The 24,578-nt window shown below is 36.1% G+C and carries 23 protein-coding genes and 1 tRNA gene; 18 read left to right on the forward strand and 6 right to left on the reverse strand.

Annotated features, from left to right (window positions below):
- The first annotated feature begins 149 nt into the window (after positions 1–149).
- From ACODST_RS04040 to ACODST_RS04050, 3 genes are all read left to right on the forward strand, one after another.
- Positions 150–710: a porin family protein gene (locus ACODST_RS04040; protein WP_488930831.1), complete on the forward strand. Its 561-nt coding sequence runs from the start codon at positions 150–152 to the stop codon at positions 708–710.
- A gap of 184 nt (positions 711–894) precedes the next feature.
- Positions 895–1,308 (forward strand): type II 3-dehydroquinate dehydratase, encoded by a 414-nt coding sequence (gene aroQ, locus ACODST_RS04045; RefSeq protein ID WP_456897178.1) that lies wholly within the window; start codon positions 895–897, stop codon positions 1,306–1,308.
- A 70-nt stretch (positions 1,309–1,378) separates the two neighbouring features.
- A complete protein-coding gene (locus tag ACODST_RS04050) occupies positions 1,379–3,868 on the forward strand; it encodes a DUF5686 and carboxypeptidase regulatory-like domain-containing protein (RefSeq protein ID WP_488930832.1) in 2,490 nt (829 codons plus the stop codon).
- Positions 3,869–4,083: 215 nt separating this feature from the next.
- On the opposite strand, the gene ACODST_RS04055 is transcribed toward ACODST_RS04050, so the two are convergent.
- The 4 genes from ACODST_RS04055 to ACODST_RS04070 all read right to left on the reverse strand — a co-directional run bounded on the left by ACODST_RS04055 (position 4,084) and on the right by ACODST_RS04070 (position 7,479).
- Positions 4,084–4,962 carry a cation diffusion facilitator family transporter gene (locus ACODST_RS04055; RefSeq protein WP_091497289.1) on the reverse strand — a complete coding sequence of 293 codons (879 nt, stop codon included), beginning with the start codon at positions 4,960–4,962 and terminating at the stop codon, positions 4,084–4,086.
- A 92-nt stretch (positions 4,963–5,054) separates the two neighbouring features.
- A complete protein-coding gene (gene murA, locus ACODST_RS04060; protein ID WP_488930833.1) occupies positions 5,055–6,368 on the reverse strand; it encodes a UDP-N-acetylglucosamine 1-carboxyvinyltransferase in 1,314 nt (437 codons plus the stop codon).
- A gap of 87 nt (positions 6,369–6,455) precedes the next feature.
- Complete coding sequence (locus ACODST_RS04065; protein WP_488930834.1) at positions 6,456–7,178, reverse strand: DUF4290 domain-containing protein; 723 nt, start codon at positions 7,176–7,178, stop codon at positions 6,456–6,458.
- Between the two features lie 4 nt (positions 7,179–7,182).
- On the reverse strand, positions 7,183–7,479 hold the full coding sequence (locus ACODST_RS04070; protein WP_488930835.1) for a DUF493 family protein: 297 nt from the start codon (positions 7,477–7,479) through the stop codon (positions 7,183–7,185).
- A gap of 280 nt (positions 7,480–7,759) precedes the next feature.
- Here ACODST_RS04070 and ACODST_RS04075 point away from each other — a divergent pair, with 280 nt between their 5' ends.
- The 6 genes from ACODST_RS04075 (at position 7,760) to ACODST_RS04100 (ending at position 13,673) form a co-directional block, all read left to right on the forward strand.
- Positions 7,760–8,671, forward strand: coding sequence for an alpha/beta hydrolase family protein (locus ACODST_RS04075; RefSeq protein ID WP_488930836.1), 912 nt, complete (start codon positions 7,760–7,762; stop codon positions 8,669–8,671).
- A gap of 417 nt (positions 8,672–9,088) precedes the next feature.
- Complete coding sequence (locus ACODST_RS04080) at positions 9,089–9,622, forward strand: AAA family ATPase (RefSeq protein WP_488930837.1); 534 nt, start codon at positions 9,089–9,091, stop codon at positions 9,620–9,622.
- Between the two features lie 64 nt (positions 9,623–9,686).
- Positions 9,687–11,582: a RecQ family ATP-dependent DNA helicase gene (locus ACODST_RS04085; protein WP_488930838.1), complete on the forward strand. Its 1,896-nt coding sequence runs from the start codon at positions 9,687–9,689 to the stop codon at positions 11,580–11,582.
- Positions 11,582–12,529 carry a methionyl-tRNA formyltransferase gene (gene fmt / locus ACODST_RS04090; RefSeq protein ID WP_488930839.1) on the forward strand — a complete coding sequence of 316 codons (948 nt, stop codon included), beginning with the start codon at positions 11,582–11,584 and terminating at the stop codon, positions 12,527–12,529. The genes ACODST_RS04085 and fmt overlap by 1 nt, the downstream gene beginning before the upstream one ends.
- Before the next feature lie 180 nt (positions 12,530–12,709).
- Complete coding sequence (locus tag ACODST_RS04095) at positions 12,710–12,982, forward strand: HU family DNA-binding protein (RefSeq protein ID WP_071635005.1); 273 nt, start codon at positions 12,710–12,712, stop codon at positions 12,980–12,982.
- Positions 12,983–13,112: 130 nt separating this feature from the next.
- A complete protein-coding gene (locus ACODST_RS04100; RefSeq protein ID WP_488930840.1) occupies positions 13,113–13,673 on the forward strand; it encodes a YqgE/AlgH family protein in 561 nt (186 codons plus the stop codon).
- Here the strand turns inward: ACODST_RS04100 and ACODST_RS04105 are convergent.
- Entirely contained in the window at positions 13,670–14,506 is an 837-nt protein-coding gene (locus tag ACODST_RS04105) for an aminotransferase class IV (protein WP_488930841.1), read from the reverse strand. The genes ACODST_RS04100 and ACODST_RS04105 overlap by 4 nt on opposite strands.
- A 54-nt stretch (positions 14,507–14,560) precedes the next feature.
- Positions 14,561–14,953 carry an START-like domain-containing protein gene (locus ACODST_RS04110; RefSeq protein ID WP_281232054.1) on the reverse strand — a complete coding sequence of 131 codons (393 nt, stop codon included), beginning with the start codon at positions 14,951–14,953 and terminating at the stop codon, positions 14,561–14,563.
- 151 nt (positions 14,954–15,104) lie between these two features.
- Between ACODST_RS04110 and ACODST_RS04115 the strand changes: the two genes are divergently transcribed.
- The 9 genes from ACODST_RS04115 to ACODST_RS04155 all read left to right on the forward strand — a co-directional run bounded on the left by ACODST_RS04115 (position 15,105) and on the right by ACODST_RS04155 (position 24,325).
- Positions 15,105–15,181 (forward strand) — tRNA-Met (locus ACODST_RS04115).
- A 134-nt stretch (positions 15,182–15,315) separates the two neighbouring features.
- Entirely contained in the window at positions 15,316–15,573 is a 258-nt protein-coding gene (locus ACODST_RS04120) for a hypothetical protein (protein ID WP_488930842.1), read from the forward strand.
- A 120-nt stretch (positions 15,574–15,693) separates the two neighbouring features.
- The gene (locus tag ACODST_RS04125; RefSeq protein WP_488930843.1) at positions 15,694–16,338 is read left to right on the forward strand and encodes an SMI1/KNR4 family protein; all 645 of its coding nucleotides are present in this window, start codon (positions 15,694–15,696) and stop codon (positions 16,336–16,338) included.
- A 289-nt stretch (positions 16,339–16,627) separates the two neighbouring features.
- Positions 16,628–18,892 (forward strand): catalase/peroxidase HPI, encoded by a 2,265-nt coding sequence (gene katG / locus ACODST_RS04130; protein WP_488930844.1) that lies wholly within the window; start codon positions 16,628–16,630, stop codon positions 18,890–18,892.
- A 237-nt stretch (positions 18,893–19,129) separates the two neighbouring features.
- Positions 19,130–19,651, forward strand: coding sequence for an RNA polymerase sigma factor (locus ACODST_RS04135; RefSeq protein ID WP_488930845.1), 522 nt, complete (start codon positions 19,130–19,132; stop codon positions 19,649–19,651).
- Between the two features lie 46 nt (positions 19,652–19,697).
- Positions 19,698–19,907, forward strand: coding sequence for a hypothetical protein (locus ACODST_RS04140; protein ID WP_488930846.1), 210 nt, complete (start codon positions 19,698–19,700; stop codon positions 19,905–19,907).
- Between the two features lie 12 nt (positions 19,908–19,919).
- Positions 19,920–20,762 carry a FecR family protein gene (locus ACODST_RS04145; RefSeq protein ID WP_488930847.1) on the forward strand — a complete coding sequence of 281 codons (843 nt, stop codon included), beginning with the start codon at positions 19,920–19,922 and terminating at the stop codon, positions 20,760–20,762.
- A 100-nt stretch (positions 20,763–20,862) separates the two neighbouring features.
- The gene (locus tag ACODST_RS04150; RefSeq protein ID WP_488930848.1) at positions 20,863–23,481 is read left to right on the forward strand and encodes a TonB-dependent receptor; all 2,619 of its coding nucleotides are present in this window, start codon (positions 20,863–20,865) and stop codon (positions 23,479–23,481) included.
- A 4-nt stretch (positions 23,482–23,485) separates the two neighbouring features.
- Entirely contained in the window at positions 23,486–24,325 is an 840-nt protein-coding gene (locus ACODST_RS04155) for a DUF4249 domain-containing protein (protein WP_488930849.1), read from the forward strand.
- Positions 24,326–24,578 lie beyond the last annotated feature (253 nt).

Raw genomic sequence — 24,578 nt, forward strand, 5'->3', positions numbered from 1 at the left:
GCAAAAACAGCTTAAAATCTGCTCTTAATTTTCGAAAAAAGTGCAAATTTTAATAATTATATAAAGGCAGATGTAAAACAATAAAATGAAAATAATGTAGTTTTGACCTTAGAATAACGTTTAAATACCAAAATTTAAAAACATTTTTTATGAAGAAAATACTTTTAGCAGCTGTATTGTTCATAGCAGCAACAGCTACAACCCAGGCACAATTATTACAAATAGGGGTTAAAGCAGGGGTTAACTTTGCAAGTCAAACGGGAGATGCGAGCCTAAACGGAGTAGGATTTGATAAAGACGGAATTACCAGCTATCATGCGGGTCTTGTAGCAGAACTTAAATTACTGGAGAAGTTTTCTATTCAACCAGAGCTTTTATACTCTACCCAGGGGGCCAGCTATAAAAATGCGGTGGACGAGTTTAAAAATGAACTTGGTTATTTATCGATTCCGGTAATGGCTAAATTTTATTTAAACAATACTTTTAGTTTAGAAGTTGGTCCGCAGGCTTCCTTCCTATTAAGTGAAAAAAATGACTTTGACGTTAAAGATGCTGAAACTTTTGAATTTGGACTTAATGCCGGATTAGGAGTTAAATTAACGAAAAACATTTTCCTTCAGGGACGTTATGGTTTAGGATTAACAGAAGCTTCAAAAAATGCTGATGTTAAAAACTCAACTGTACAAATATCTGCCGGATTCCTGTTCTAAAAAATATCACATACTTTCCCAAAAACCGTTCTGTTAATTGGAACGGTTTTTTTATTTTTACCAGATTCAATGGCAGTGTCAAGAGTCAATTTCAATGGCAAAAATCAATGGCAATTTCAATGGCAATGGCAAGAATAAATATCATTTACAAATACAATAAATACTTCAACATAAATAATTAAATATGAAAATCTGCATTATCAACGGACCTAACCTGAATCTTTTAGGAAAACGTGAACCTGAAGTCTATGGAAGCCAGACTTTTGAAGATTATTTTGAAACGTTGAAACAAAAGTTCCCAAACATTGAGCTTTCGTATTACCAAAGTAATATTGAAGGTGAATTGATTGGTAAAATTCAGGAATGCGGTTTTACCTATGACGGAATTATTCTGAATGCCGGTGCTTATACTCATACTTCTATTGGCTTAGGCGACGCTATGAAAGCGGTTACAACTCCGGTAATCGAAGTTCATATTTCTAATACATATGCCCGTGAAAGTTTCAGACATCAGTCTTATTTATCCGGAAATGCAAAAGGTGTTATTTTAGGTTTCGGATTAAAAAGCTACGAACTGGCCATACAGTCTTTTTTATAAGCTGTTATTTAACAAATTATTAATAGGCTCGTTTTTAAGTTATTTTATTTTTGTAAGAGAAACTACTTACATGAGAAACTTTATACTACTTGCCTTTTTAATTTTTTCATTTTCTAATTTCGCTCAAATCAAAGGGACGGTTACCGATGAAAAGGGAAATCCGCTGCCGTTTGTTTCTGTTTTTGAAGAAGGAACTTATAGAGGAACCACTTCAAACGAACAGGGAGAATACCAATTGCAGGTCAATGAAATGGGCAAAAACCGAATTGTTTTTCAGTATTTAGGTTTTAAAACCCAAAAGCTTACCGTTTCTCCAGATTCTAAAACGATTACTTTGGACGTAAAACTGTCAGAAGAAAGTTTTGCCTTAAATGAAGTTGTTATCGATCCTAAAAACAATCCTGCCAATGCCATAATCAAAAGTGCCATTACAAACAAAAAGGAAAACTCAGACAAAACAGGAAGATTTACAGCCGATTTTTATTCGAAAGGAATGTTTAAAGTCAAAGATCTCCCAAAAAAAATCCTGGGACAGAAAGTAGATCTTGGCACTGATATGGCTTCCAATCTGGATTCGACCGGAACCGGAATTTTGTATTTATCGGAAACCGTTTCCAAAATTACTTTCGAAAAACCATTCAAATTAAAAGAGCGAATCATAGCTTCTAAAATTTCCGGAAACAACCGGGGCTACAGCTATAATACAGCTGCGTTATCTACTTATGATTTTTATGATAATACCTTAGATTTCGACGTAAAAATGATTTCCCCTATTGCCGATAATGCTTTCAACTATTACAAATACAAATTGGAGGGAAGTTTTTACGATGACAATAAAAACCAGATCTATAAAATAAAAATTATTCCAAAACGAGACAAAGAGCCTGTTTTTGAAGGCTATATCTATATTGTTGATGACAGCTTTGCGATTTATGCCATTGATTTAGATATTAAAGGCTACAGAATGAAAAATGAATTTACCGAAACGATGTCTTTAACACAAAGTTTCAGTTATAATGTAAAGAATAAAATCTGGTCTAAAAATGCACAGACCCTTTCTTTTACGGCGGGTCTTTTTGGAATAAAATTCTCCGGAAGCTTTAATTATGTGTATTCTAATTATGAGTTTCCGTCTTCTTTTGAAAAGAAAACTTTTGGAAATGAAATTGTTTCTTTTGAAACCAACGCCAACAAAAAAGACAATGCCTTTTGGAATGAAATACGACCAATTCCGTTAACTCTGGAAGAAAGCAACGATTACACCAAAAAAGACAGTCTTCTCACCATTAGAACATCAAAAAAATACACAGACTCTGTTGACTCCAAAAATAACAAATTCAAAGTCTGGGATATCCTGATGGGGTATGATTATAAAAACACTTTCAGAAAATATTCTCTTAACTACCAGGGTTTATTGAATATTTCATCTTTAAGTTTCAATACCGTACAAGGTTTTAATTTCGACTCTGGTTTTTCATTCAGGAAAGAAAATGAGGAAAAAGGAAAATCAACTTCTATAGGAACTACTTTTAATTATGGTTTTTCAGACGAACGTTTTAGGGTGACTGGATATTTTTCGCATAAATTCAATAACATCAATTATGCTACAATTGGAGCTTCGGGCGGAACAAAAGTCGCTCAATTTAATAGTGCTGAACCCATTACAAAATTGGTCAATTCTATAAGTTCTTTATTTTTTAAAGATAACTATATGAAATTGTACAACTTGGAATATGCTCAGGTTAATTATTCTCAAGATGTTTTAAACGGAGTGAATCTCTTTGCAAAAGTGGCTTATGAACAAAGAAAACCTCTTTTTAATACTACTGATTATTCTTTCTTTAAAAGAGATGACTTGTATACTTCAAATAATCCGCTTGATCCAAATGATTTTACTTCAGCACCATTTGAGCAACATCACTTATTTAAAACTGGTATAAATGCGCGAATTAATTTCGGAAACAAATACATCTCAAGACCTGATGGAAGATATAATTTTAAAGATGATCGATATCCAACTGTAACTTTAGGTTTCGAAAAAGCTTTTGCAGCAAGCGAAAAAAAATATGAATTTGAGAGAATCGGCGCTGCAGTACAATATGATTTAAACTTAAACAACAAAGGTACTTTAGGCATGAATTTCAGAGCTGGAAAATTCTTTAATGCTGAGAATATTTCTTTTATAGATTACAGACATTTCAATGGAAATCAAACTCACATTGGAACGACGGGTCGTTACTTAAATGTTTTCAATTTAATGCCTTATTATGCCAACAGCACAAACGACAGTTATTTGGAAATGCATTTGGAGCACAACGATAACGGCTATATTATGAATAAAATTCCGTTATTGAATCTTTTAAAATCAACAATGAATATCGGGTTTCATTCGCTGGCCATTCCAGACCGAAGACCTTATACCGAATATACAATTGGTTTAGACAATTTAGGTTTTGGTAAATTCAAATTATTCCGCGTAGATTATGTGCATTCCTATCAAGGAGGAGTTCAGCAAAATGGTGTTGTGTTTGGATTGAAGATTTTGAATGCGTTAGACTAAGATGCTAAGGTTCTGAGATTCTAAATTTTCTTCCTTTTATATTATAGAACTTTTATATCAAATTCAAAAAACCGCTTAAATTGCAATCTACTTGAACAGAGTGTAATTTAAACAGTTTTCTTTTTGAATTTTGAAAATCTTTGTGCGGGCTTCGACTTCAGCCTGACAAAAATTAATATTATCATAGAACTTAGAATATCAAAACCTCAGCAACTTTAACAATTATAATCATCTGGTTCAACATGAATTAATACATGTCCTAATTCAGGATTATTTTCCCTCAATGTATCTTTCAGTTTATGTGCCAAATCATGTCCTTCTTTAACAGATATCTTTGCCGAAACAATAGCATGGAGATCGACATGATACTTCATTCCAGCTTTGCGGATAAAACATTTTTCAGTTCCCAAAATCCCAGGAACAGTAAGAGCTACAACACGAATCTCTTCTACCAAATCCTCATTTAAATTTTCATCCATAATTTCGCCAAGTGCGGGTCTGAAAATTTTATAACTATTATATAAAATAAAAAATGCAGCAAAAAGAGCAGCCCAATCATCTGCCGATTCGTAGCCTTTTCCCATTATCAGAGCTATCGAAATTCCGATAAAAGCCGCTACAGAAGTTATCGCGTCGCTTCTATGATGCCATGCGTCTGCGGCCAAAGAAGAACTATTGGTTTGTTTACTTCGTTTCATTACCAAACGAAAAGAATATTCTTTCCATATTATAATAGCTCCCAAAACATACAATGTCCAAGATTTAGGCAATTCATGAGAAGTCCCGATATTGGCAATACTTTCGTACCCGATAATTGTTGCAGATGTAATTAAAAACCCAACAACCAAAAATGTAATTAAAGGTTCTGCGCGACCATGACCGTAAGGATGATTTTCATCAGCTGGCTTATTCGAATATTTGATTCCAAACAGTACCAAAAAAGATGCAAATATATCCGTTGTCGATTCGATTGCATCTGCAATCAAGGCATAAGAATTGCCAAAAAAACCTGCCAATCCTTTTATCAAGGCCAGGCAGGTGTTTCCTATTATACTAAAAATAGTAGCTTTTATAGCTTTTTGTTCGTTTGTCATTATAGACTATTTTTTTTTCGCCACGAATTCACGAATTATTTTTTTTTATAATCTTTGACGATTTGAATTCGTGAATTCGTGGCTATAAACTTTTAAGCTCTTACGATTTTTGCACCGATCGCTCTTAAACGCTCATCAATACGCTCATATCCACGATCGATTTGCTCGATATTCTGGATTGTACTTGTTCCTTTTGCAGAAAGCGCCGCAATCAATAATGAGATCCCTGCACGAATATCAGGAGACGACATGGTTGTTGCTTTTAATTGAGATTCGAAATTATGTCCCATAACCACCGCTCTGTGTGGGTCACATAACATGATTTTGGCTCCCATATCGATTAGTTTATCCACGAAAAACAAACGGCTTTCGAACATTTTCTGGTGAATTAACACATCTCCTTTTGCCTGTGTTGCCACAACCAAAACGATACTTAGTAAGTCAGGTGTAAATCCTGGCCAAGGCGCATCGGCAATAGTTAAAATAGAACCGTCGATGTCTGTTTTTACTTCGTATCCGTCTTTGTGAGCCGGAATGTAAATATCGTCATTACGTTTTTCGATTGTAATTCCTAATTTTCTAAAAGTATTCGGAATCAAACCTAAATTTTCCCAGCTTACATTTTTGATTGTGATTTCGCTTTTTGTCATAGCTGCCAGACCAATCCAGGAACCAATTTCGATCATATCCGGTAAAATAGTATGCTCGCAGCCACCCAGACTTTCAACACCTTCGATAGTCAATAAATTGGAACCAACTCCGGTGATTTTAGCTCCCATAGAGTTCAGCATTTTACATAACTGCTGTAAGTAAGGTTCACAGGCAGCATTGTAAACGGTAGTTGTCCCTTTTGCTAAAACAGCTGCCATTACAATATTCGCAGTTCCGGTTACAGAAGCTTCGTCAAGAAGCATGTCGGTTCCCTGCAGTCCTTCTTTTGGAGATTCTACTCCGTAAAAGTGATCTTCTCTGTTGTATCTGAATTTTGCTCCAAGGTTAATAAAACCTTCAAAGTGCGTATCTAATCTGCGGCGTCCAATTTTATCTCCACCCGGTTTTGGAATATATCCTTTTCCGAAACGAGCCAAAAGCGGCCCAACAATCATAATAGAACCACGAAGCGCTCCGCCTTCTTTTTTGAAAGCTTCTGTTTCTAAATATCCAACGTTTACCTCATCAGCCTGAAAAGTAATTGATCCCGGCTCGTTACGTTGAATTTTCACCCCTAAATTCCCCAGCAAAGTGATTAATTTATTGATGTCTATAATATCAGGAATGTTATTAATTTTTACTTTCTCTCCTGTCAGCAGCACGGCACATAAAATTTGTAATGCCTCATTTTTTGCTCCCTGCGGAGTGATTTCTCCTTTTAAAGGAGTTCCTCCTTCGATTTTAAAAATTCCCATAGATTGTTTTTAAGGTTCTGAGGTTCTGAGATTCTAAGGTTCTGAGCTAAAATCTTAGCATCTTAGAAACTTAGCATCTTAGCCACTTTATTTTTGATTATTGTTTTTTTGAAAATTCTTTTTTTGTCCGCCTTTGTTGTTATTCTTGTTGTTTTGAGCTTTTGGCTGTACACCTGACGCTGTTTTATTAGACATGCGTTTGTTAGTGCGCATTAGATCAGTTGTGTTTAACAGCTCTTCTGTACTGTGCAGTAAGTTTATTTTTCCTCCTGACAATTCATACAAATGCTCAAAAATCACATCATCTTTTACAGTGTCTTTGTTCCAGCTCAGGAAAGATTTTTTCATATGGTTGGCAATTACCATTACCAATGCGTTTTTCATCTCGCCTTCTTCCCATTTATTGGCAACATCAATCATGTATTTGATGTTATTTCCATAAAACCGGTATTTAGGAAAGTTCTGCGGATACTGTAAAACCTCCGGTTTTAACTGCAAAACATCTCTAGACGGAATTGGGTATGGCGATTCAACATTCAGTTTAAAATCAGACATGATAAAAAGCTGATCCCAAAGTTTATGCTGAAAATCCGGCACATCACGCAAATGCGGGTTTAGACTTCCCATAACCTGAATGATATATTTGGCCGCTTTATTGCGCGTTTCATCATCTTCTATTGCTGTAGCCTGATCAATCAGTTTTTGTAAATGACGACCATACTCCGGAATAATTAAGCGCTGTCTTTCAGAATTATATTCTAAATTATAGACAACGTCGCTTGCGGCTTCTCTTTTATATTTTTCGATCATAAGTTTATAATGAAACTATACCTTCAATTGTAGAAACTTCTTTGTATTTACTAATCACATCATCTGAACTGTTCATAGTAACATCTACAGAAACGCTGGTAAATTTACCTGTTTTAGATTTTGTTGTTTTAATAACCGCTCCCATTCGATCAAAAGCTTTTTCAACACGCTCTACATTATCGGCTACAGAAGGCACTATAAATTTGTATAAATATTCTGCAGGCCAGGTGTTTGCGTTATCAAGCTCTAATTTTAATCTTTCGTAAAATTCGGCTGTATTTTTTTCGTTATCGTTCTCCATTCGTAATTAAAAATAAACGCAAATATACGGTTTTGATTTCAGATTTATGATTTTAGATTTTAGATTTTTTGACTCTAAAAATAAAGGTGTTTTTTTGCCACGAATTACACTTATTAGCGCAAATTATTCAATCCTAAAATTCAATTTCACCAATTTTAATTAACTTGGCAAATCAAAAAATAAAAATTAGCGAAAATTCGTGAAATTGCTTCGCCTGTTCACTATCGTTCGAGTCGTGCCAGAAAAACTTTGCGACTTTGCGAGATTAAAACATATTACAATGAAAAAATTCCTTTTACTTTTTATCGTCGTTTTATCCAACAATATCCAGGCACAAGAAGTCAAAACCTTAACTTACTTCCAAAACGACACTTTAAAACTGGATTTAGATTTATACCTGCCAAAGAAAAAAGCTAACGAAAAAATCCCTTTAATTATGTTTGCTTTCGGCGGTGGATTTTCTGGCGGAGAACGTACAAGTGAGAAAGATTTTGGAAAATTCATGGCACAAAACGGATATGCTGTCGCGAGTATTTCGTACAGCTTGTACATGAAAGGAAAAGATTTTGGTTGCAAAGGAACTTTGACCGAAAAAATAAAAGCAATCCGAATTGGTGTAAGCGACATGTGGCAGGCAACTGCTTTTTTAATTGAAAATGCAGACCAATACAATTTAGATACTTCAAAAATCTTTATTTCCGGAATTAGTGCGGGTGCCGAAATTGGTTTGCATGCTTCGTTTTGGGATTATAAACTAATGAATTTATACAAAAGCAATTTACCGGAAAACTTTAAATACAAAGGTTTTATCGGAGGTTCAGGAGCTATTCAGGATATTAATCTGATTACAAAAGAAAAAGCAATTCCGATGTTATTGGCGCATGGAAGTAATGATGATACTGTTCCGTATGCTGCAGGTTCACATCGCTCCTGCCCGACAAATGCTTCGGGCTGGCTGATTCTTTTTGGCTCGTATGCCGTTTATAATCAAATGAGAGATCTGCATAAAGATATCGAACTGATTACTTTTTGCGGCGGCGGACATGAATTTTCAGGTTATCTTTTTCATGAAGGACAACAATATGTTTTAGATTTTGTAAATGATGTTTTGAAAGGGAAGAAATTTGAATCGCATTTAATTGAGCCTTCTAAAAAAGGAAAAGGCCCTGGGAAGTATTTGTTTTGTGAATAATTTTAAATAAAAATGAGACATATTGCTTTTGTAACAACCTTATTGCTTCACTTCCTTATTATTTATGCACTTAAACTGCTTGACAATTTTTTAATAATAATTTTAACTGTCATTGCTTCTGTACTAATTGGACTTGTAATTAGAAAAATTTCAGAGAATAATAAAATCATGAAAAATTCGGGGTTTGGTATTTTTTATGGCTCAATTACATCATTAATCGCCCTTTTACTATTCAGCATTTGGCTGAGCTTTAATTTTCCTGGGTAAAATTCTCCTTTTAGAACAGGGTCTGCCATAAAAGATAAAACCGAAAACAGGAATCAATTTTCACTAAAAATGCTAAATTATCCGCTCTTAATAAATATTCTTTTTAATTATGAATAAGTTTAGGTAAATTTGCGCTTTATTTTTAGAATAGTGCAAAAACAAATCATAGTTCTCATAGGCGGCCCGGGTACGGGGAAATCTACACTTATAAACGAATTAGTAGCTCGGGACTACTGCTGTTACCCTGAAATTTCAAGAGAAGTTACGCTCGAAGCCCAGAAAAGGGGTATCGAACAATTGTTTTTGGAACAGCCTTTATTGTTTAGCGAAATGCTTTTGGAAGGACGTATACAACAGTTTGAAAATGCAGAAAAAGAGCCTCATAATGTCGTTTTTATTGATCGTGGTATTCCTGATGTAGTGGCTTATATGGATTATATAGGCGATGAATATCCACATCATTTCATAAAAGCCTGCGAGGATTACAAATATTCTAAAACTTTTATTTTACCACCCTGGGAAGAAATTTATGAAAGTGACACTGAACGGTATGAAAATTTCGAACAGGCGTTAACGATTCAGAAGCACTTAATTGAAACGTATCAAAAGTACGGTTACGAATTAATTGAGGTTCCGAAAGATACAGTTGAAAACAGAATTCTTTATATCTTAGACAAAATTTAGCAGCCGGTTTTAAAGTTACAAGCAAGAACCCGATTTCTAAATTTTTAACTTTAAAACAAAGGCCATGCAGGAAGCACAGGAAATCCTTTTTAAATACTGGAAACACTCCGGTTTCAGACCGCTTCAAAAAGAAATTATCGATTCCGTTTTAGAAGGCCGGGACACTTTTGCACTGCTGCCCACCGGAGGAGGAAAATCTGTTTGCTTTCAGGTTCCGACTATGATGCAGGAAGGAATTTGTCTTGTAATTTCGCCTTTAATTGCCCTGATGAAAGATCAGGTTGCCAATCTTCAAAAAAGAGACATCAAAGCTATTGCTCTGACCGGAGGTATCCATACTGAAGACATTATTGATCTTCTCGACAACTGCCAGTTCGGAAACTATAAATTTCTTTACCTTTCTCCGGAACGTCTACAGTCAGACTGGATTTTGGAACGCATCAAAAACCTTCCCATCAATTTAATTGCCATAGACGAGGCGCATTGTGTTTCGCAATGGGGACATGATTTCAGACCTGCGTATTTAAAAATTTCCGAATTAAAAAAATTCTTTCCCAAAGTCCCTTTTCTGGCTTTAACCGCAACTGCAACACCAAGAGTTGTGGAAGACATTAAAACTGAATTAGGATTAAAAAACACTAAACTTTTTCAGCAGTCTTTTGAAAGAAAGAATATTGCCTATATGGTTTTTGAAGTCGAAGACAAACTATATCGTGTTGAACAGATTTTAAAGAAAAACCCGCAGCCCTGTATTATATATGTTCGCAACCGAAAATCATGCCTGAATATTTCTACACAATTACAATCTCTCGGATTCAGGGCTACCTATTATCATGGTGGACTTTCATCTCAGGAAAAAGACAAAAACATGCAGTTGTGGATGTCAGAACAGGCGCAGGTTATTGTTGCTACAAATGCTTTTGGAATGGGAATTGACAAAGACAATGTCAAAACTGTCATCCATACCCAGCTTCCTGAAAATCTCGAAAACTATTATCAGGAATCAGGAAGAGCCGGACGAAACGGCGACAAATCCTTTTCCGTCTTATTGTTCAACAATTCAGACGCCAATCAAACAGAACAGCAGTTTTTAAGCATACTTCCGGACAAGAAGTTTTTAAAAACCATGTATATCAAACTCTGCAATTATTTTCAGATTGCTTATGGAGAAGGAATAGACGAGTCATATTCTTTTAAAATGAATCATTTCTGTAATAAATATGATTTTCCGACTTTAAAAACCTATAATGCGCTGCAGTTTTTAAACCAGCAGGGGATTATTACGATGTCTCAGGAGTTTTCAGAAAAAGTAACGATACAGTTCCTTATCGAATCCAAAGAAGTGATTCGGTATATGAGTCTTAATCCCAACGATGAAGAAATCATGCTGGCAATTTTACGAACTTATCCGGGAATTCATGAAATAAAAACACCAGTTAACCTGCCGTTAATTGCTAAAAAATCCAATCACAAAGAAGAGCAGGTCACGGCACTTTTAGAAAAATTAAAAGAGAAAGATATTATTGAATATAAATCCAAAAACAATGATGCTACTATCTTATTTAATGAAGTCCGTGAAGACGATTTAACTATAAACCGGATTTCAAAATACCTGGAGAAACAAAACAAACTAAAACATGATCAGCTTTCATCTGTACTCTATTATATAAAAGAAGACAAAACCTGCAAAAACCGACTGGTTTTGGATTATTTTGGAGAAAAAGCCGATTCTAACTGCGGGGTTTGTTCGTATTGTATTACCCAAAAAGGAAAAATCACCGAAGCCGATTCAATTGCTGACAAAATCCTTCATTTATTAAAAGCAACTGCCTTAACTTCGCGCGAAATACAGAACCAGATAAAGCTGGATGCTAAAGATGTTCTTTCAGTTCTTCAGGAATTATTAGAAAACAACCATATTATCATCTTAGCCAATAATAAATACACTTTAAAAACCTGATGGAAAAATTACGAATTATATTTATGGGAACTCCGGAATTTGCTGTTGGCATTCTGGATACCATTATCAAAAACAACTACGAAGTTGCGGGCGTTATCACGGCAGCAGACAAGCCTGCCGGCCGCGGACAAAAAATAAAATATTCGGCTGTTAAAGAATATGCACTGGCCAATAACCTTACCCTGCTGCAGCCTGTTAATTTAAAAGACGAGAACTTTCTTGCCGAATTAAAGGCCTTAAATGCCAATTTGCAGGTAGTAGTAGCTTTTAGAATGCTTCCTAAAGTGGTTTGGGAAATGCCTGCTCTGGGCACTTTTAACTTACATGCTTCTTTACTGCCAGATTATCGCGGAGCTGCTCCTATCAACTGGGCTGTTATCAATGGCGAAACCAAAACCGGCGTTACGACTTTCTTTATAGATGATAAAATCGATACGGGAGCGATGATCCTAAATTCAGAAATTGCCATTGAACCGGAGGAAACAGCCGGAGAACTGCATGACCGCTTAATGCACTTGGGAAGTGCTGCCGTTATTGACACTTTAAAAGTCATTGAAGCCGGAGATGTTATTACCACTATCCAGGAAGACCATCACGATATCAAAACTGCTTATAAACTAAACAAAGAAAACTGCAAAATCGACTGGTCTAAACCAGGCGAAGAAATCAACAACCTAATTCGGGGTCTCAGCCCTTATCCAGCTGCCTGGTGTTTTTTGAAAGACAAAAATGAAGAACTTACTATTAAAGTTTATGAAGCAAGACTGGTTTTAGAAAATCATCCTTACGAAAACGGCAGTTTGATAAGCAGTAAAAAAGAAATCAAAATTGCAATAAAAAATGGTTTCATTCAGTTATTAAGTTTACAATTACCAGGAAAGAAGAGAATGCAGGTGTCGGAATTATTAAACGGCATTACTTTTTCTGATGACGCAAAGGTCTATTAAGCTCAGTAAAACAGGGGTTTGTACTTATTTTTGATCGACAAACAACCTGCTTTATGAACAAAAAAAGCAAGTTATTAACAATTATTGCTAAAATTAAAGAAAACACTTGCACGCAACGGATTTCCTACTAAATTTGTGTATTAACAATTTTTTTTAACCAACAATTAATAACTAATTATTATGAACAAATCAGAATTAATCGATGCTATCGCTGCTGATGCAGGAATTACAAAAGCTGCGGCAAAATTAGCTTTAGAGTCATTTTTAGGGAACGTAGGAACTACTTTGAAAAAAGGCGGAAGAATTTCATTAGTAGGTTTCGGATCTTGGTCAGTATCTGCGAGAGCTGCTAGAGACGGTAGAAATCCTCAAACAGGAAAAACTATCAAAATTGCTGCAAAAAATGTAGTAAAATTCAAAGCTGGAGCTGAATTAGAAAGTGCAGTGAACTAATTATTAAAGTTCTCTAAACTAAAATAATATAATTAAAACCCTTCTTATGGAGGGTTTTTTTATGCGGTTTAACGATTTTTTTTGTGATTTTAAAAATTTTATGATTAAATTTAATAAAAATTGTAGCCGTATGATTTCAGAAAAATTAAAAAAAGGACACCTGCTTATTGCCGAGCCTTCTATAATTGGGGATTTATCTTTTAACAGATCGGTAATTTTATTAGCAGACCATAACAAGGAAGGTTCGATAGGTTTCATCATTAATAAACCTTTAAAATATACTATTAATGATCTGATACCTGAGATTGATGCCAACTTTAAAATATACAACGGAGGTCCTGTCGAACAAGACAACCTGTATTTTATTCACAACATTCCGGATTTAATCCCAAACAGTGTTGAAATTTCGAACGGAATTTACTGGGGCGGAGATTTCGAATCAACCAAAGACCTTATCAACGACGGATCGATCAGTAAGAACAACATTCGTTTTTTCTTAGGGTATACCGGCTGGGACGAGAATCAGCTTGAGAATGAAATGCAGGGCAATTCCTGGATCATCGCCGATAATAGTTATAAAAACAAAATTATCGGAAAATCTACCACTCATTTCTGGAAAGAACAAATTATAGAACTGGGCGGAGATTATGTTATTTGGTCAAACGCACCTGAAAATCCCTATCTGAATTAATTTTCAGACAGGGTTTCATTTAGTTTTTGAACTAATAAATGAGCCAGATTACTCACAAACTCTTTTTTTCGATATTTGGTTATCGGCTGTATTCCCATGATTACATTGGTCAGAAATAATTCGTCTGCTTTTTGAAGATCAAATGGCGAAATTATTTCTTCGACAACCTCTATACCCTCTATTTTTTTAGCCAGTGTTAGAATCTGCTTGCGCATAATTCCGTTTAAACAGCCTTCTGAAACAGGCGGCGTAATTAACTTTTTACCCGTAAGCATAAACAGATTCCCCTGAAGGGCTTCAACTACATTCTTGGCATCGTTTACTAACAAACAATTTGCCAGTCCGTTTTCATCTGCAAAAATGCTTCCGGTAACATGTATCATTTTATTTGTCGTTTTAATAGACGACAATAAATGTTTGGTTACATAAAAATCTTTATACAAATCAACCTCATATTCGGCTGTATTCAAAGCATACAAAGTATTCTCCAGTGAAGAAACATTAATTAAAAACGAAACTTCTCTGGTTTTAGGCAGATACAGCCCCCCGTCATTTCTAAAAATAGTAATCCTGGCTCTGGCAGATGCCGCCATTCCTTTTCGGCTAACAAGATTTAAAATCTGTTCTTCGAAATATTCCATGGTAAAATTCATTGGAATTTCCATTCTTACCACACGCATAGAAGCCATCAGTCTAAAATAATGATCTTCAAGAAACAAGATTTTATTGTTGATTATTTTTACTGTTTCAAAAACACCGTCTCCATATAAAAAAGCACGATTTTGAGTTAATAAATTATCTTCTGGCGTAATGTTCCCATTAAAATTAATCATAAAAAAACCCTGAATTTTGTTCAGGGCAAATATAAGGCATAAAATAGACTTTTACTAAACAGATCCTATAAGATGTTTCAGATCTGAGATCTGGTTCTCCCACAACTGTTTAGCCTCTCCTATTTCTTCTTTATCAGCAAAATCTACTACCATCAGAGAGACATCTTTAGTTAATTCATCAACTAAAATATGCAGTTCAAAAAAGTATTCAGTATCCTTACTGCTTTCATCAACCCATTTAAACTTTACTTTTTCTCCGGATTTCTTAGAAGCCAGACGTGCTTTTTCCTGTGAATCATTCCAGATAAATGTAAAAAACTCTCCTCTTGAATTAACATTGTCAGCAAACCATTCTGATAAACCTGACGGCGTTGATATATATTGATACAATAATTGCGGCGAAGAATTGATCGGAAACTCGATTTCGTAACGTATTTTTGAATCCATGTGCTACTTTTAATTTTTTTGGAAATATAAGAATATATGTCCAAAAACAATACATTTTTAAAAATATTTTTTTTTCTTCATTTTATACTTGTATGCTTTAATATTATTTCTATCTTTGCACCCGCAATCAGGAATTCATGATAGCAGTCCAGGCGAGGTAGCTCAGTTGGTTAGAGCGCAGGATTCATAACCCTGAGGTCACGGGTTCAACTCCCGTCCTCGCTACCAGGTAAAAACATCACTTAACATAAGTGATGTTTTTTTATTTATGGCACTTTTTGTAATTTCAGGGCAGATTTTTCAGTCAGTATTTAACTGAAAGCCCTTAAATGGTCTTTTGCAAACTAAGTATTTTGTAAACAATGGATATAGTAAAGTTTAAAATCACATCCAAAACGATAAAAGTAGAAGTACGTAATTCGAATAATTATGTTTTCAATTTTAATTCCGCATTAGATATTAAAAAAGAGGACAAAGATGTTTTATTAAAACTGTACAATGCCCTGGACCTTCTTTTTAAAAAAGAACTCGCTCCCGAAGTAAAAAATTACATTTCACCTAATCAGACCAATATACTGGATCAGATTTCTGATATTGATAAACTGGAGCAGAATCAATAAACTTATTATTCTACAGGTGTACTCCTGTTTTTCATTATAAATCCAAACATCACTTTTTAAGTGGTGTTTTTTTTTGTTTATTGCACTATCCATAATCAAAACACAAACAGTCACTCTAAGATGAAAAACAATTTAATCGACCAGCTAAAGGAGACTTTTATATCAAAGCTCGACATTTTTGCAACATTCATGAATGATGGAGCAAATGAAGAAGATATACTACAATTAGAAAACACAATCGGCCTGGTTCTGCCGGACTCTTATACTACTTTATTAAAGAAGTATGATGGAGAAAAGGAGATTCTTTGCTGTATGGCTGGCTTTGGTTTTCTGGGAACTGAAGAAATAAAAATACAATGGAACTTTTTTAAAGAATCAGAAGGCCTGGCAGAACCCGATTCCATTTATCAAAAAGATAAAATTAAGAACATCATGTATTCCGGAAAAAGGATTCCTTTTGCACATGATGGTTCCGGAAATTTTTTATGCATCGATTATGATCCGGCTCCAGAGGGAAAAACAGGTCAGATTATCTATTTGCCCGGAGGAGATCCCGAGCCTGTTTCGGTTATAGCAGATCATTTTGATGATTTTCTTCTTTTTTTAATTGATGCAGTTGATTCCGGCAGATTAGAATTAACAGACGAAAGAGACGAATGGGATGAAGAAGACTGGGAGAACGCAGAAATTTACTTCTACAATACCTGGAAAGATGACTGGACTGACATTGCTGACGAGTACAATACCAGACATAAAAATGATTAACAACAAACATAGTTTCTACGAAACAAAACTACCGCAGTATTTATTATTCCCGGCAAAAACAACAATCAAGACACCATTTAAAATGGTGTCTTGATTGTTTATAAACATAAGTTCCGCTTGTTACAACCCAAAAGCCTTCAAATATTTACCAATCCTTTTTTCTGATTCAATAGTTTTTATCTATACCACAAGATACATTTAATATCTTATAGAGTTAACATCTTTGGGGTTAATCCGTAATTTTGAAAGAAAAGAAAACAAAAAATCAGTAACTTAAAACCACTTAATTATGGGTAACACAAATGATGACATCAGTAAATGTCCCTTTCATAACGGCCAGATGAACAATACACCGGGAGAGGGAACAAAAAATCGTGATTGGTGGCCAAACCAGTTAAAAGTAAATATCCTGAGACAGCATTCTCCTTTGTCTGACCCAATGGATAAAGATTTTAATTATGCCGAAGCTTTTAACAGTCTGGATCTTGAAGCCGTAAAAAAAGACCTTCATGCTCTTATGACAGATTCGCAGGACTGGTGGCCTGCCGACTTTGGTCACTACGGCGGATTGTTTATTCGTATGGCATGGCACAGTGCAGGAACTTATCGTGTTGAAGATGGACGTGGAGGTGCAGGTGCCGGACAACAGCGTTTTGCCCCGCTGAACAGCTGGCCGGATAACGTAAGCCTTGATAAAGCCCGCAGACTGCTTTGGCCAATCAAACAAAAATACGGTAAAAAAATCTCCTGGGCCGATTTGATGATCCTGACCGGAAATGTAGCCCTTGAATCTATGGGCTTTAAAACTTTTGGTTTTGCCGGAGGACGTCAGGACGTTTGGGAACCGGACGAAGCGGTTTACTGGGGATCTGAAAAAGTATGGTTAGGAGGCGATGACCGTTACGGAAAAGGTTCTGCTGGTGTTCCTAAAGATCATGGTGTAGTATCTTCAGACGATGATGCCAATGGAGATATTCATTCCAGAAATCTGGAGAAACCTTTAGCGGCTGTACAAATGGGGCTTATTTACGTAAACCCTGAAGGCCCGGACGGTAATCCTGATCCTATTGCCGCTGCCAAAGATATTCGTGATACTTTTGGACGTATGGCCATGGATGATGAAGAAACAGTGGCTTTAATTGCCGGAGGACATACTTTTGGAAAAACCCACGGAGCTGCCCCTTCTGATAATGTAGGGAAAGAACCGGAAGCTGCCGGACTGGAAATGCAGGGCTTTGGCTGGGACAATCAATACCGTTCCGGTAAAGGAGCCGACACCATTACCAGCGGACTCGAAGTTACCTGGACCAAAACGCCTACACAATGGAGCAATAATTTCTTTGAAAATCTTTTTGAATACGAATGGGAACTTTCAAAAAGTCCGGCAGGTGCGCATCAATGGGTAGCCAAAAATGCAGAAGCAATCATTCCGGATGCTTATGATGCCTCCAAAAAACACCTTCCAACCATGCTTACAACAGACTTATCATTACGATTTGATCCTGTTTATGAAAAAATATCACGTCGTTTTCTTGAAAACCCTGATGCTTTTGCCGATGCCTTTGCCCGCGCCTGGTTTAAACTGACGCACCGTGACATGGGACCTCGTGCGCGTTATCTGGGACCAGATGTACCACAGGAAGAGCTATTATGGCAGGATCCTATACCAGAAGTAGATCATGTTTTAGTAAATGCAGAGGATATTGCCGTTTTAAAAACCAGAATAAAAACTTCCGGATTAAGTGTATCCCAATTAGTTTCGACTGCCTGGGCTTCCGCTTCTACTTTTAGAGGATCTGACAAACGAGGTGGTGCCAACGGCTCCCGTATCCGACTGGCTCCTCAAAAAGACTGGGAAGTAAACAATCCGGCACAGCTTAAAGCAGTATTAGAAAAACTGGAACAAATTCAGACCGAATTTAACAATAGCGGAAAGAAAATTTCACTGGCTGATTTAATTGTACTGGCCGGTTCAACCGGTATCGAAATAGCAGCCGAAAAAGCCGGAAGTACTGTCAGCATTCCTTTCTCTCCGGGACGTATGGATGCCACACAGGAACAAACCGATATAGAGTCTGCAGGATATCTTGAACCTAAAGCCGATGGTTTCCGTAATTACCGTAAAACAAAATATCCGGTTTTTACCGAAGAACTTTTAATAGACAAAGCCCATTTACTAACTCTTACCGCACCAGAATTAACTGTACTGCTGGGTGGTTTAAGAGGTTTGGAAATTAATACCGATGGTTCGAAGAATGGTATATTTACCAATCGTCCGGGACAGCTTACCAATGACTTCTTTGTTAACTTGCTTGACATGAATACCCAGTGGAAAGCACTATCTGAGGATAAAGAACTATATTCCGGAAGTGACCGTTCCAGCGGCCAGCTAAAATGGATTGGAACCCGTGCCGATCTTGTTTTTGGATCCAATTCAGAATTAAGAGCTATTGCCGAAGTATATGCCAGCAGTGATGCGCAGGAAAAATTCCTGAATGATTTTGCTGCAGCCTGGACCAAAGTCATGAACCTGGACCGATTTGATCTTCAGTAATTTTTCAGATAAAAAACAACCTCAAAAGCGCCTTTACGGCGCTTTTTTTATTTTTAAACAAAATAAGCACCTCTCCTTTTGTAACATTTTTGAATTAAAACGTCAAACGATACAATTAAATTACGGTTCTTTGCACTGCGATTTACTCCGTGATTCAGCACTACACCATTTCTAAATACAATAATATTGAACTACCTGAGTTTAGACTAGGTAAAAACTGGCAGCGATATTTTCGTTATGGACAATAAAAAGTTTATAGTAAGTTTAAAAAAAGGTAATGAAGCAGCCTTCAAAGAAGTCTATTTCAGGTACTACGATAAACTCATCAATATTGCCAGACGATTTAATCTTACGGTTCTCACTCCTGATGATTTTGTACAGGAAAGTATTTTAAGACTCTATAATAAAAGGGAATTACTAAATGAGGAGGTTTTATTGGACAAACAGTTATTTACCATTTGCAAAAACATCATCATTAACCATGTTAACCGCGAAAATAAGATAATTCAGCTGGATTCTTTTCCGGTCGAAATAGAACAGGAAGAAACCGATTCCGGAATTTTTGAAGAAAGAAAAGAAAAACTCTATACTTTTTTAAACGAACTTCCGGAGCAGCAGCAAAAAATATTCACTTTACACAAACTGGAAAACCTTAGCTATAAGGAGATTGCCGAAATGACGGATCTTTCTGAAAAGACCATTGCCAATCATATTTATCTTGCCAGTAAATTTATTCGAAAAAAAATCGAAAACCATTAGGAACTTTTTTGTTCTCGTTTGTTATACTTAAAAACAAGAACAAAAAATGCATATCGAAGCGTACAAAACCAATGTCAGAACTAAAAAAGATGCAAGTCTGCTTGTAGCCCTTTTACAGTTCGTTATTTCCGATTGTATCATCAATTTTGATTTCACTAAACGCGAAAGGATCCTCAGAATAGAAACTAACAGAGAGATCAAGGAAATGGTTTATGGTGTAGTTACCAAACAGGGATTTTATTGCAAAAAACTTTAGCACCCGGTGGTCATGGATAAAGATAAATTAGAAGAAGAATTAAAGAAACTATGGGACGAAATCCCGGCTTCGCACTCAGAAAGCACAAAAGAAGCTTCCTGGGAACAATTCCGTTCAAAAGCTTTTGCTCCCAAAAAACGAACCTTCAGACCCTGGCGTTATTATTCCGCAGCGGCTGTTCTGCTTTTTGTCCTTATCGGAACCGGAATTTACTTTAACAATGACACTCAGACCCCAAATGGTATACTGTCAGAGAATATAATCGAAAATACCACTTCGAAAATTAAATATGTAGAATTGCCTGACCATTCAAAAGTAGAATTAAGTCCGGATTCTAAAATTTCTTACGGTCAGAATTTTGCTTTAAACCGAAAAATTCATATCGACGGAGAAGCTTATTTTAAGGTAAAAAAGGACAAACAACACCCGTTTCAGGTATACTGTAACGAAACTACTACTACCGTTTTAGGAACCTCTTTTATTGTAAAAGAATCCAAAAAAGAAGAAGTAACCGTTGAACTTTTTGAAGGAAGCGTGCAGATGAATGTAAAAGGCCGGGATCAGAAATGGATCTTAAAACCGGGAGATAAATTCATTTACGGTAATCAGACTGTTTCAGTAACCGAATTCAGCCGATTTATTGATTTTGACAACGAGAAACTAACCGCGGTTACTGCTTATATCCAAAACAATTATGGTTATAAAGTAGTGCTTCCTGAGGAGTATCACAACCAGAAAATTACCATTCGAATAAACAAAAAAGAAGATTTAAAAACAATTGTACAATTAATCTCAGAAATGTATAACCTAAATTTTGAAATAAATGACGATTTAAAACAGATTGCTTTCCGGTAGGAAAAGAAAAAGGATGTAAGCCGCGAAACTCCACATCCCCCTCATATTCAGGATAACACGAAGTTATTCCATTTAATAATATTCAAAAATACAAAATTTCATGAAGCATATAATTTCGGCATGCTTTTTTTTACTTAGTTTAGGTATGTCTGCCCAGAACGTTACCGTAACAGTAGATCAGAATGTGACCTTAAAAGAATTCTTTAAACAAATCGAGAATCAGACCGATTTTAAATTTGCCTTTACAGATCAGGTAGATACCAATAAAAAGTATTTTACCCAAAAAAGCAGCTTTAAGCAGATCGAAATCGGGAAACTCATCACGGAACTTAACAAAACTGCCGCTGTACAATTTTCGGTTACAGGGAACAATATTTTTGTGAAGCCAAAATCACAGACCGTTAAAACTTCCAAAAAAAAAAGTAAATTAACCGGTCAGATTCTGGATGATACCAAACAGCCTGTTATTGGTGCTAATGTGTATGTTAAAGAACTCGAAGTAAGCTCGATAACCGATTTAAACGGAAAATACAGTATTGAAATTCCAAATGGAAGTTATACCGTATCTGTCAGCTATGTGGGATTTAAAAATGAAGAAAAACGCATGACCGTTTCTGATGACACCCGAATCAATTTTAATCTGGATTCTGATAGTCAGGAATTAGAACAGGTAATCATCATGAACAATAAAGCGGTTGACATCAAAACGCCGCAAATGAGTGTAAACAGACTTACGATGCAGGAAATCAAAAGGATTCCGGTGGCCATGGGCGAACCGGATCCTTTAAAATCAATCCTGACACTGCCGGGAGTTACTAATGCCGGAGAAGCGTCTTCGGGATTTAACGTCCGGGGTGGTGCAGCCGACCAGAATCTGATTCTTCTGGATGGCGCTCCGGTTTATGCCGATTCGCATATGTTTGGATTCTTCTCTATTTTTAATGCCGATATTGTTAATGGTTTAGATTTGTACAAAGGCGGAATTCCGTCTAAGTTTGGAGGCCGTGTTTCGTCTGTTCTGGATGTTACACAACAGACTGGAGACTTTGAAGAGTTTAAAGTTAATGGAGGAATCGGAATTATTTCAAGCCGTCTTTTGGTACAGGGACCTCTGCAAAAAGACAAGAGTTCTTTTATTCTTTCTGGACGTACTTCGTATGCGCATTTGTTTATGAAACTGGCTGACAATAAAAACTCTGCCATGTTTTATGATCTGAATGCAAAATTAAACTACCGTTTTGATGCCAACAATACTTTGTCATTCTCAGGGTACTTTGGAAACGATCTATTCGACATCAACGATCGTTTTGCCAGTACTTACGGAAGCACCATGGGGATTTTAAGCTGGAAACATAAATTTTCTGATCGTTTAAACAGTAATTTATCCGCTTTTTACAGCGATTACAGGTTTAATCTTGAAATTCCGATTGAAAGCTTTAAATGGGACAGCAGCATTCAGAGTTACGGATTGAAATACAACTGGAATTACCAGCAGTCTGATAAATTTAAAATCAATTACGGTATTGATGGTTTATACTACAACTTTAATCCCGGAGTGGTTCAGCCTACCTCTTCCGACTCTCAGTTTAACTACAAACAGCTGGATAAAAAATATGCCTTAGAAGCTTCTGCTTTTATCGATTTTGAAAATCAGATTACAGAAAAACTGAATTTCCGATACGGACTTCGTTACAGTTCATTTTATCGTTTAGGTCCGGAAGCCATCAGTACTTACGAGAACGGTCAGCCTGTTGTATATAATTCCTTATATAAAATTTATGAAGAAGGAACTCCGAACGGAACCATCAATTATAAAAAAGGGCAGGCTATCAGTACATTTAACAATTTTGAACCAAGAGCCGCACTGTCGTATTCATTTAACGACGAAACTTCTGTAAAAGCGAGTTATAACCGAATGGCACAGTATATTCATATCCTGTCCAATACACAATCTCCGCTGCCTATGAGTATCTGGACACCAAGCGGCCCGTTTACCAAACCTCAGCTTCTGGACCAGTATGCACTGGGATATTTCAGAAATTTCAGAGATGGGGATTACTCTTTAGAAACCGAATTATTTTATAAAAATGTTCAAAACCGCATTGATTATATTGACGGGGCTGATGTTTTGGCTAACAATAATGTAGAACAGGTAATCCTGAATGGAAAAGCCCGATCTTACGGTATGGAAGTATTATTTAGAAAAAACACCGGTATTTTGACAGGATGGGTTTCGTATACTTTATCCCGTGCCGAACAGAAAACACCGGGAAGAACCCCTGATGAACCGGGAGTTGCAAATGGTGACTGGTATTTATCCGGTTACGATAAAATGCACAATCTGAGTATAGTGGGGAATTATGAGTTCAGTCCAAAATGGTCTTTTAATGGTAATTTCACCCTGCAGTCGGGTCAGCCGGTTACGTATGCCAATAGTTATTACGAAATGGGCGGCATTCATGTTCCTAATTATTCTTTACGAAATGGAAATCGTTTACCGCTTTTCCACCACTTAGACCTTGCGGCAACTTATACTCCAAAACCAGATAAGAAAAAAGGATGGCAAAGCTATTGGGTATTTAGTCTTTACAATGTTTACAACCGAAAAAATGCCGCTTCTATGAGTTTTACAACCAATGAAGATACAGGGGCAAATGAAACCCGAAGACTTTCTATTTTTGGAATTGTTCCGGGGGTTTCTTATAACTTTAAATTTTAATGCTATGAATAAACTGAAAAAACATACTATACTAAACAAAGCTCTGGCATTACTAAGTTTTCTTTTCGTTTTCTCTTTGGTTTCCTGTGAAGATGTGGTCAATCTTGATCTGGAAACAGGCGAAACCAAACTGGTGGTAGATGCTGAAATCATTTGGAAAAAAGGAACCAGCGGAAACGAGCAAACCATCAAAATCAGTAAAACAGCGGCCTATTACAGCGGTTCAACACCAAAAGTTTCCGGGGCACAGGTACGGGTTGAAAACAGTGATGGTGACATTTTTACTTTTACTGAAACAGAAGCGGGAGTTTATAAATGCACCGATTTTGTTCCGGTTATTGACATGGAATACCAACTATTCGTTACGGCTGAAGGACAAAGTTACACGGCTTCGGAAAAATTGACTTCTGCAAATCCAATCAACAAAATTGAGCAGAACATTGTGCCTGATTTTGGCGGAGAAGATGTGATCGAACTGACTTTCTATTATAACGATCCGGCAGATCAGCACAATTTTTATATAACCGATTATCAAAGTGAATTTTTGATTTATCCCGAATATGAAATCACAGATGATGAATTTTATAACGGAAACGAAATAAGCACCCGTTATTCGCATGAAGACATGAAAGCTGGAAACACTGTAAAAATTACACACAGAGGGGTTTCTAAAAACTTTTTTAATTACTGGAAATTAATTCTGGAAGCTTCTAATTCTAATCCTTTTTCTGTTCCTCCCGGAAATATCCGAGGAAACATTGTTAACAGTACCGATGCTTCTAATTTTGCATTTGGTTATTTCAGGCTGTGTGAAGCAGATGAGGTCAATTATGTCGTAAAATAAAACCCCATTACAGAGAATATTAAACCCCTTAAATGCATTCATTTAAGGGGTTTCTGTTTTTAATAATCTGCCATTTTAAAAAGAAACTCAGAATTTCGTCTTCAGATATTTTGAAATCCGTCAGGAAAACCTAATTTGCAGGTTCAAAAACAGAGGCTGTAAAAAAAAAGCAATTGTAAACCTTTGCATTACCTCAAACAGGTTTAGTGAAAGTTCAACAAAAAAGCAGAGTGCTGCCCAATGACTGGTCATA

The organism is Flavobacterium sp. FG19 (assembly GCF_057809475.1).

What these genes read in the sequence shown, in the direction of transcription:
- ACODST_RS04095 (WP_071635005.1), top strand. Translation starts at nt 12,710, where the DNA reads ATGAACAAATCAGAATTAATCGATGCTATCGCTGCTGATGCAGGAATT.
- ACODST_RS04105 (WP_488930841.1), bottom strand. Translation starts at nt 14,506, where the DNA reads ATGATTAATTTTAATGGGAACATTACGCCAGAAGATAATTTATTAACT.
- ACODST_RS04085 (WP_488930838.1), top strand. Translation starts at nt 9,687, where the DNA reads ATGCAGGAAGCACAGGAAATCCTTTTTAAATACTGGAAACACTCCGGT.
- ACODST_RS04055 (WP_091497289.1), bottom strand. Translation starts at nt 4,962, where the DNA reads ATGACAAACGAACAAAAAGCTATAAAAGCTACTATTTTTAGTATAATA.
- ACODST_RS04135 (WP_488930845.1), top strand. Translation starts at nt 19,130, where the DNA reads ATGGACAATAAAAAGTTTATAGTAAGTTTAAAAAAAGGTAATGAAGCA.
- aroQ (WP_456897178.1), top strand. Translation starts at nt 895, where the DNA reads ATGAAAATCTGCATTATCAACGGACCTAACCTGAATCTTTTAGGAAAA.
- ACODST_RS04125 (WP_488930843.1), top strand. Translation starts at nt 15,694, where the DNA reads ATGAAAAACAATTTAATCGACCAGCTAAAGGAGACTTTTATATCAAAG.
- ACODST_RS04110 (WP_281232054.1), bottom strand. Translation starts at nt 14,953, where the DNA reads ATGGATTCAAAAATACGTTACGAAATCGAGTTTCCGATCAATTCTTCG.
- ACODST_RS04150 (WP_488930848.1), top strand. Translation starts at nt 20,863, where the DNA reads ATGAAGCATATAATTTCGGCATGCTTTTTTTTACTTAGTTTAGGTATG.
- ACODST_RS04050 (WP_488930832.1), top strand. Translation starts at nt 1,379, where the DNA reads ATGAGAAACTTTATACTACTTGCCTTTTTAATTTTTTCATTTTCTAAT.
- murA (WP_488930833.1), bottom strand. Translation starts at nt 6,368, where the DNA reads ATGGGAATTTTTAAAATCGAAGGAGGAACTCCTTTAAAAGGAGAAATC.
- ACODST_RS04070 (WP_488930835.1), bottom strand. Translation starts at nt 7,479, where the DNA reads ATGGAGAACGATAACGAAAAAAATACAGCCGAATTTTACGAAAGATTA.
- ACODST_RS04140 (WP_488930846.1), top strand. Translation starts at nt 19,698, where the DNA reads ATGCATATCGAAGCGTACAAAACCAATGTCAGAACTAAAAAAGATGCA.
- katG (WP_488930844.1), top strand. Translation starts at nt 16,628, where the DNA reads ATGGGTAACACAAATGATGACATCAGTAAATGTCCCTTTCATAACGGC.
- ACODST_RS04040 (WP_488930831.1), top strand. Translation starts at nt 150, where the DNA reads ATGAAGAAAATACTTTTAGCAGCTGTATTGTTCATAGCAGCAACAGCT.
- ACODST_RS04100 (WP_488930840.1), top strand. Translation starts at nt 13,113, where the DNA reads ATGATTTCAGAAAAATTAAAAAAAGGACACCTGCTTATTGCCGAGCCT.
- ACODST_RS04065 (WP_488930834.1), bottom strand. Translation starts at nt 7,178, where the DNA reads ATGATCGAAAAATATAAAAGAGAAGCCGCAAGCGACGTTGTCTATAAT.
- ACODST_RS04120 (WP_488930842.1), top strand. Translation starts at nt 15,316, where the DNA reads ATGGATATAGTAAAGTTTAAAATCACATCCAAAACGATAAAAGTAGAA.
- ACODST_RS04075 (WP_488930836.1), top strand. Translation starts at nt 7,760, where the DNA reads ATGAAAAAATTCCTTTTACTTTTTATCGTCGTTTTATCCAACAATATC.
- fmt (WP_488930839.1), top strand. Translation starts at nt 11,582, where the DNA reads ATGGAAAAATTACGAATTATATTTATGGGAACTCCGGAATTTGCTGTT.
- ACODST_RS04155 (WP_488930849.1), top strand. Translation starts at nt 23,486, where the DNA reads ATGAATAAACTGAAAAAACATACTATACTAAACAAAGCTCTGGCATTA.
- ACODST_RS04145 (WP_488930847.1), top strand. Translation starts at nt 19,920, where the DNA reads ATGGATAAAGATAAATTAGAAGAAGAATTAAAGAAACTATGGGACGAA.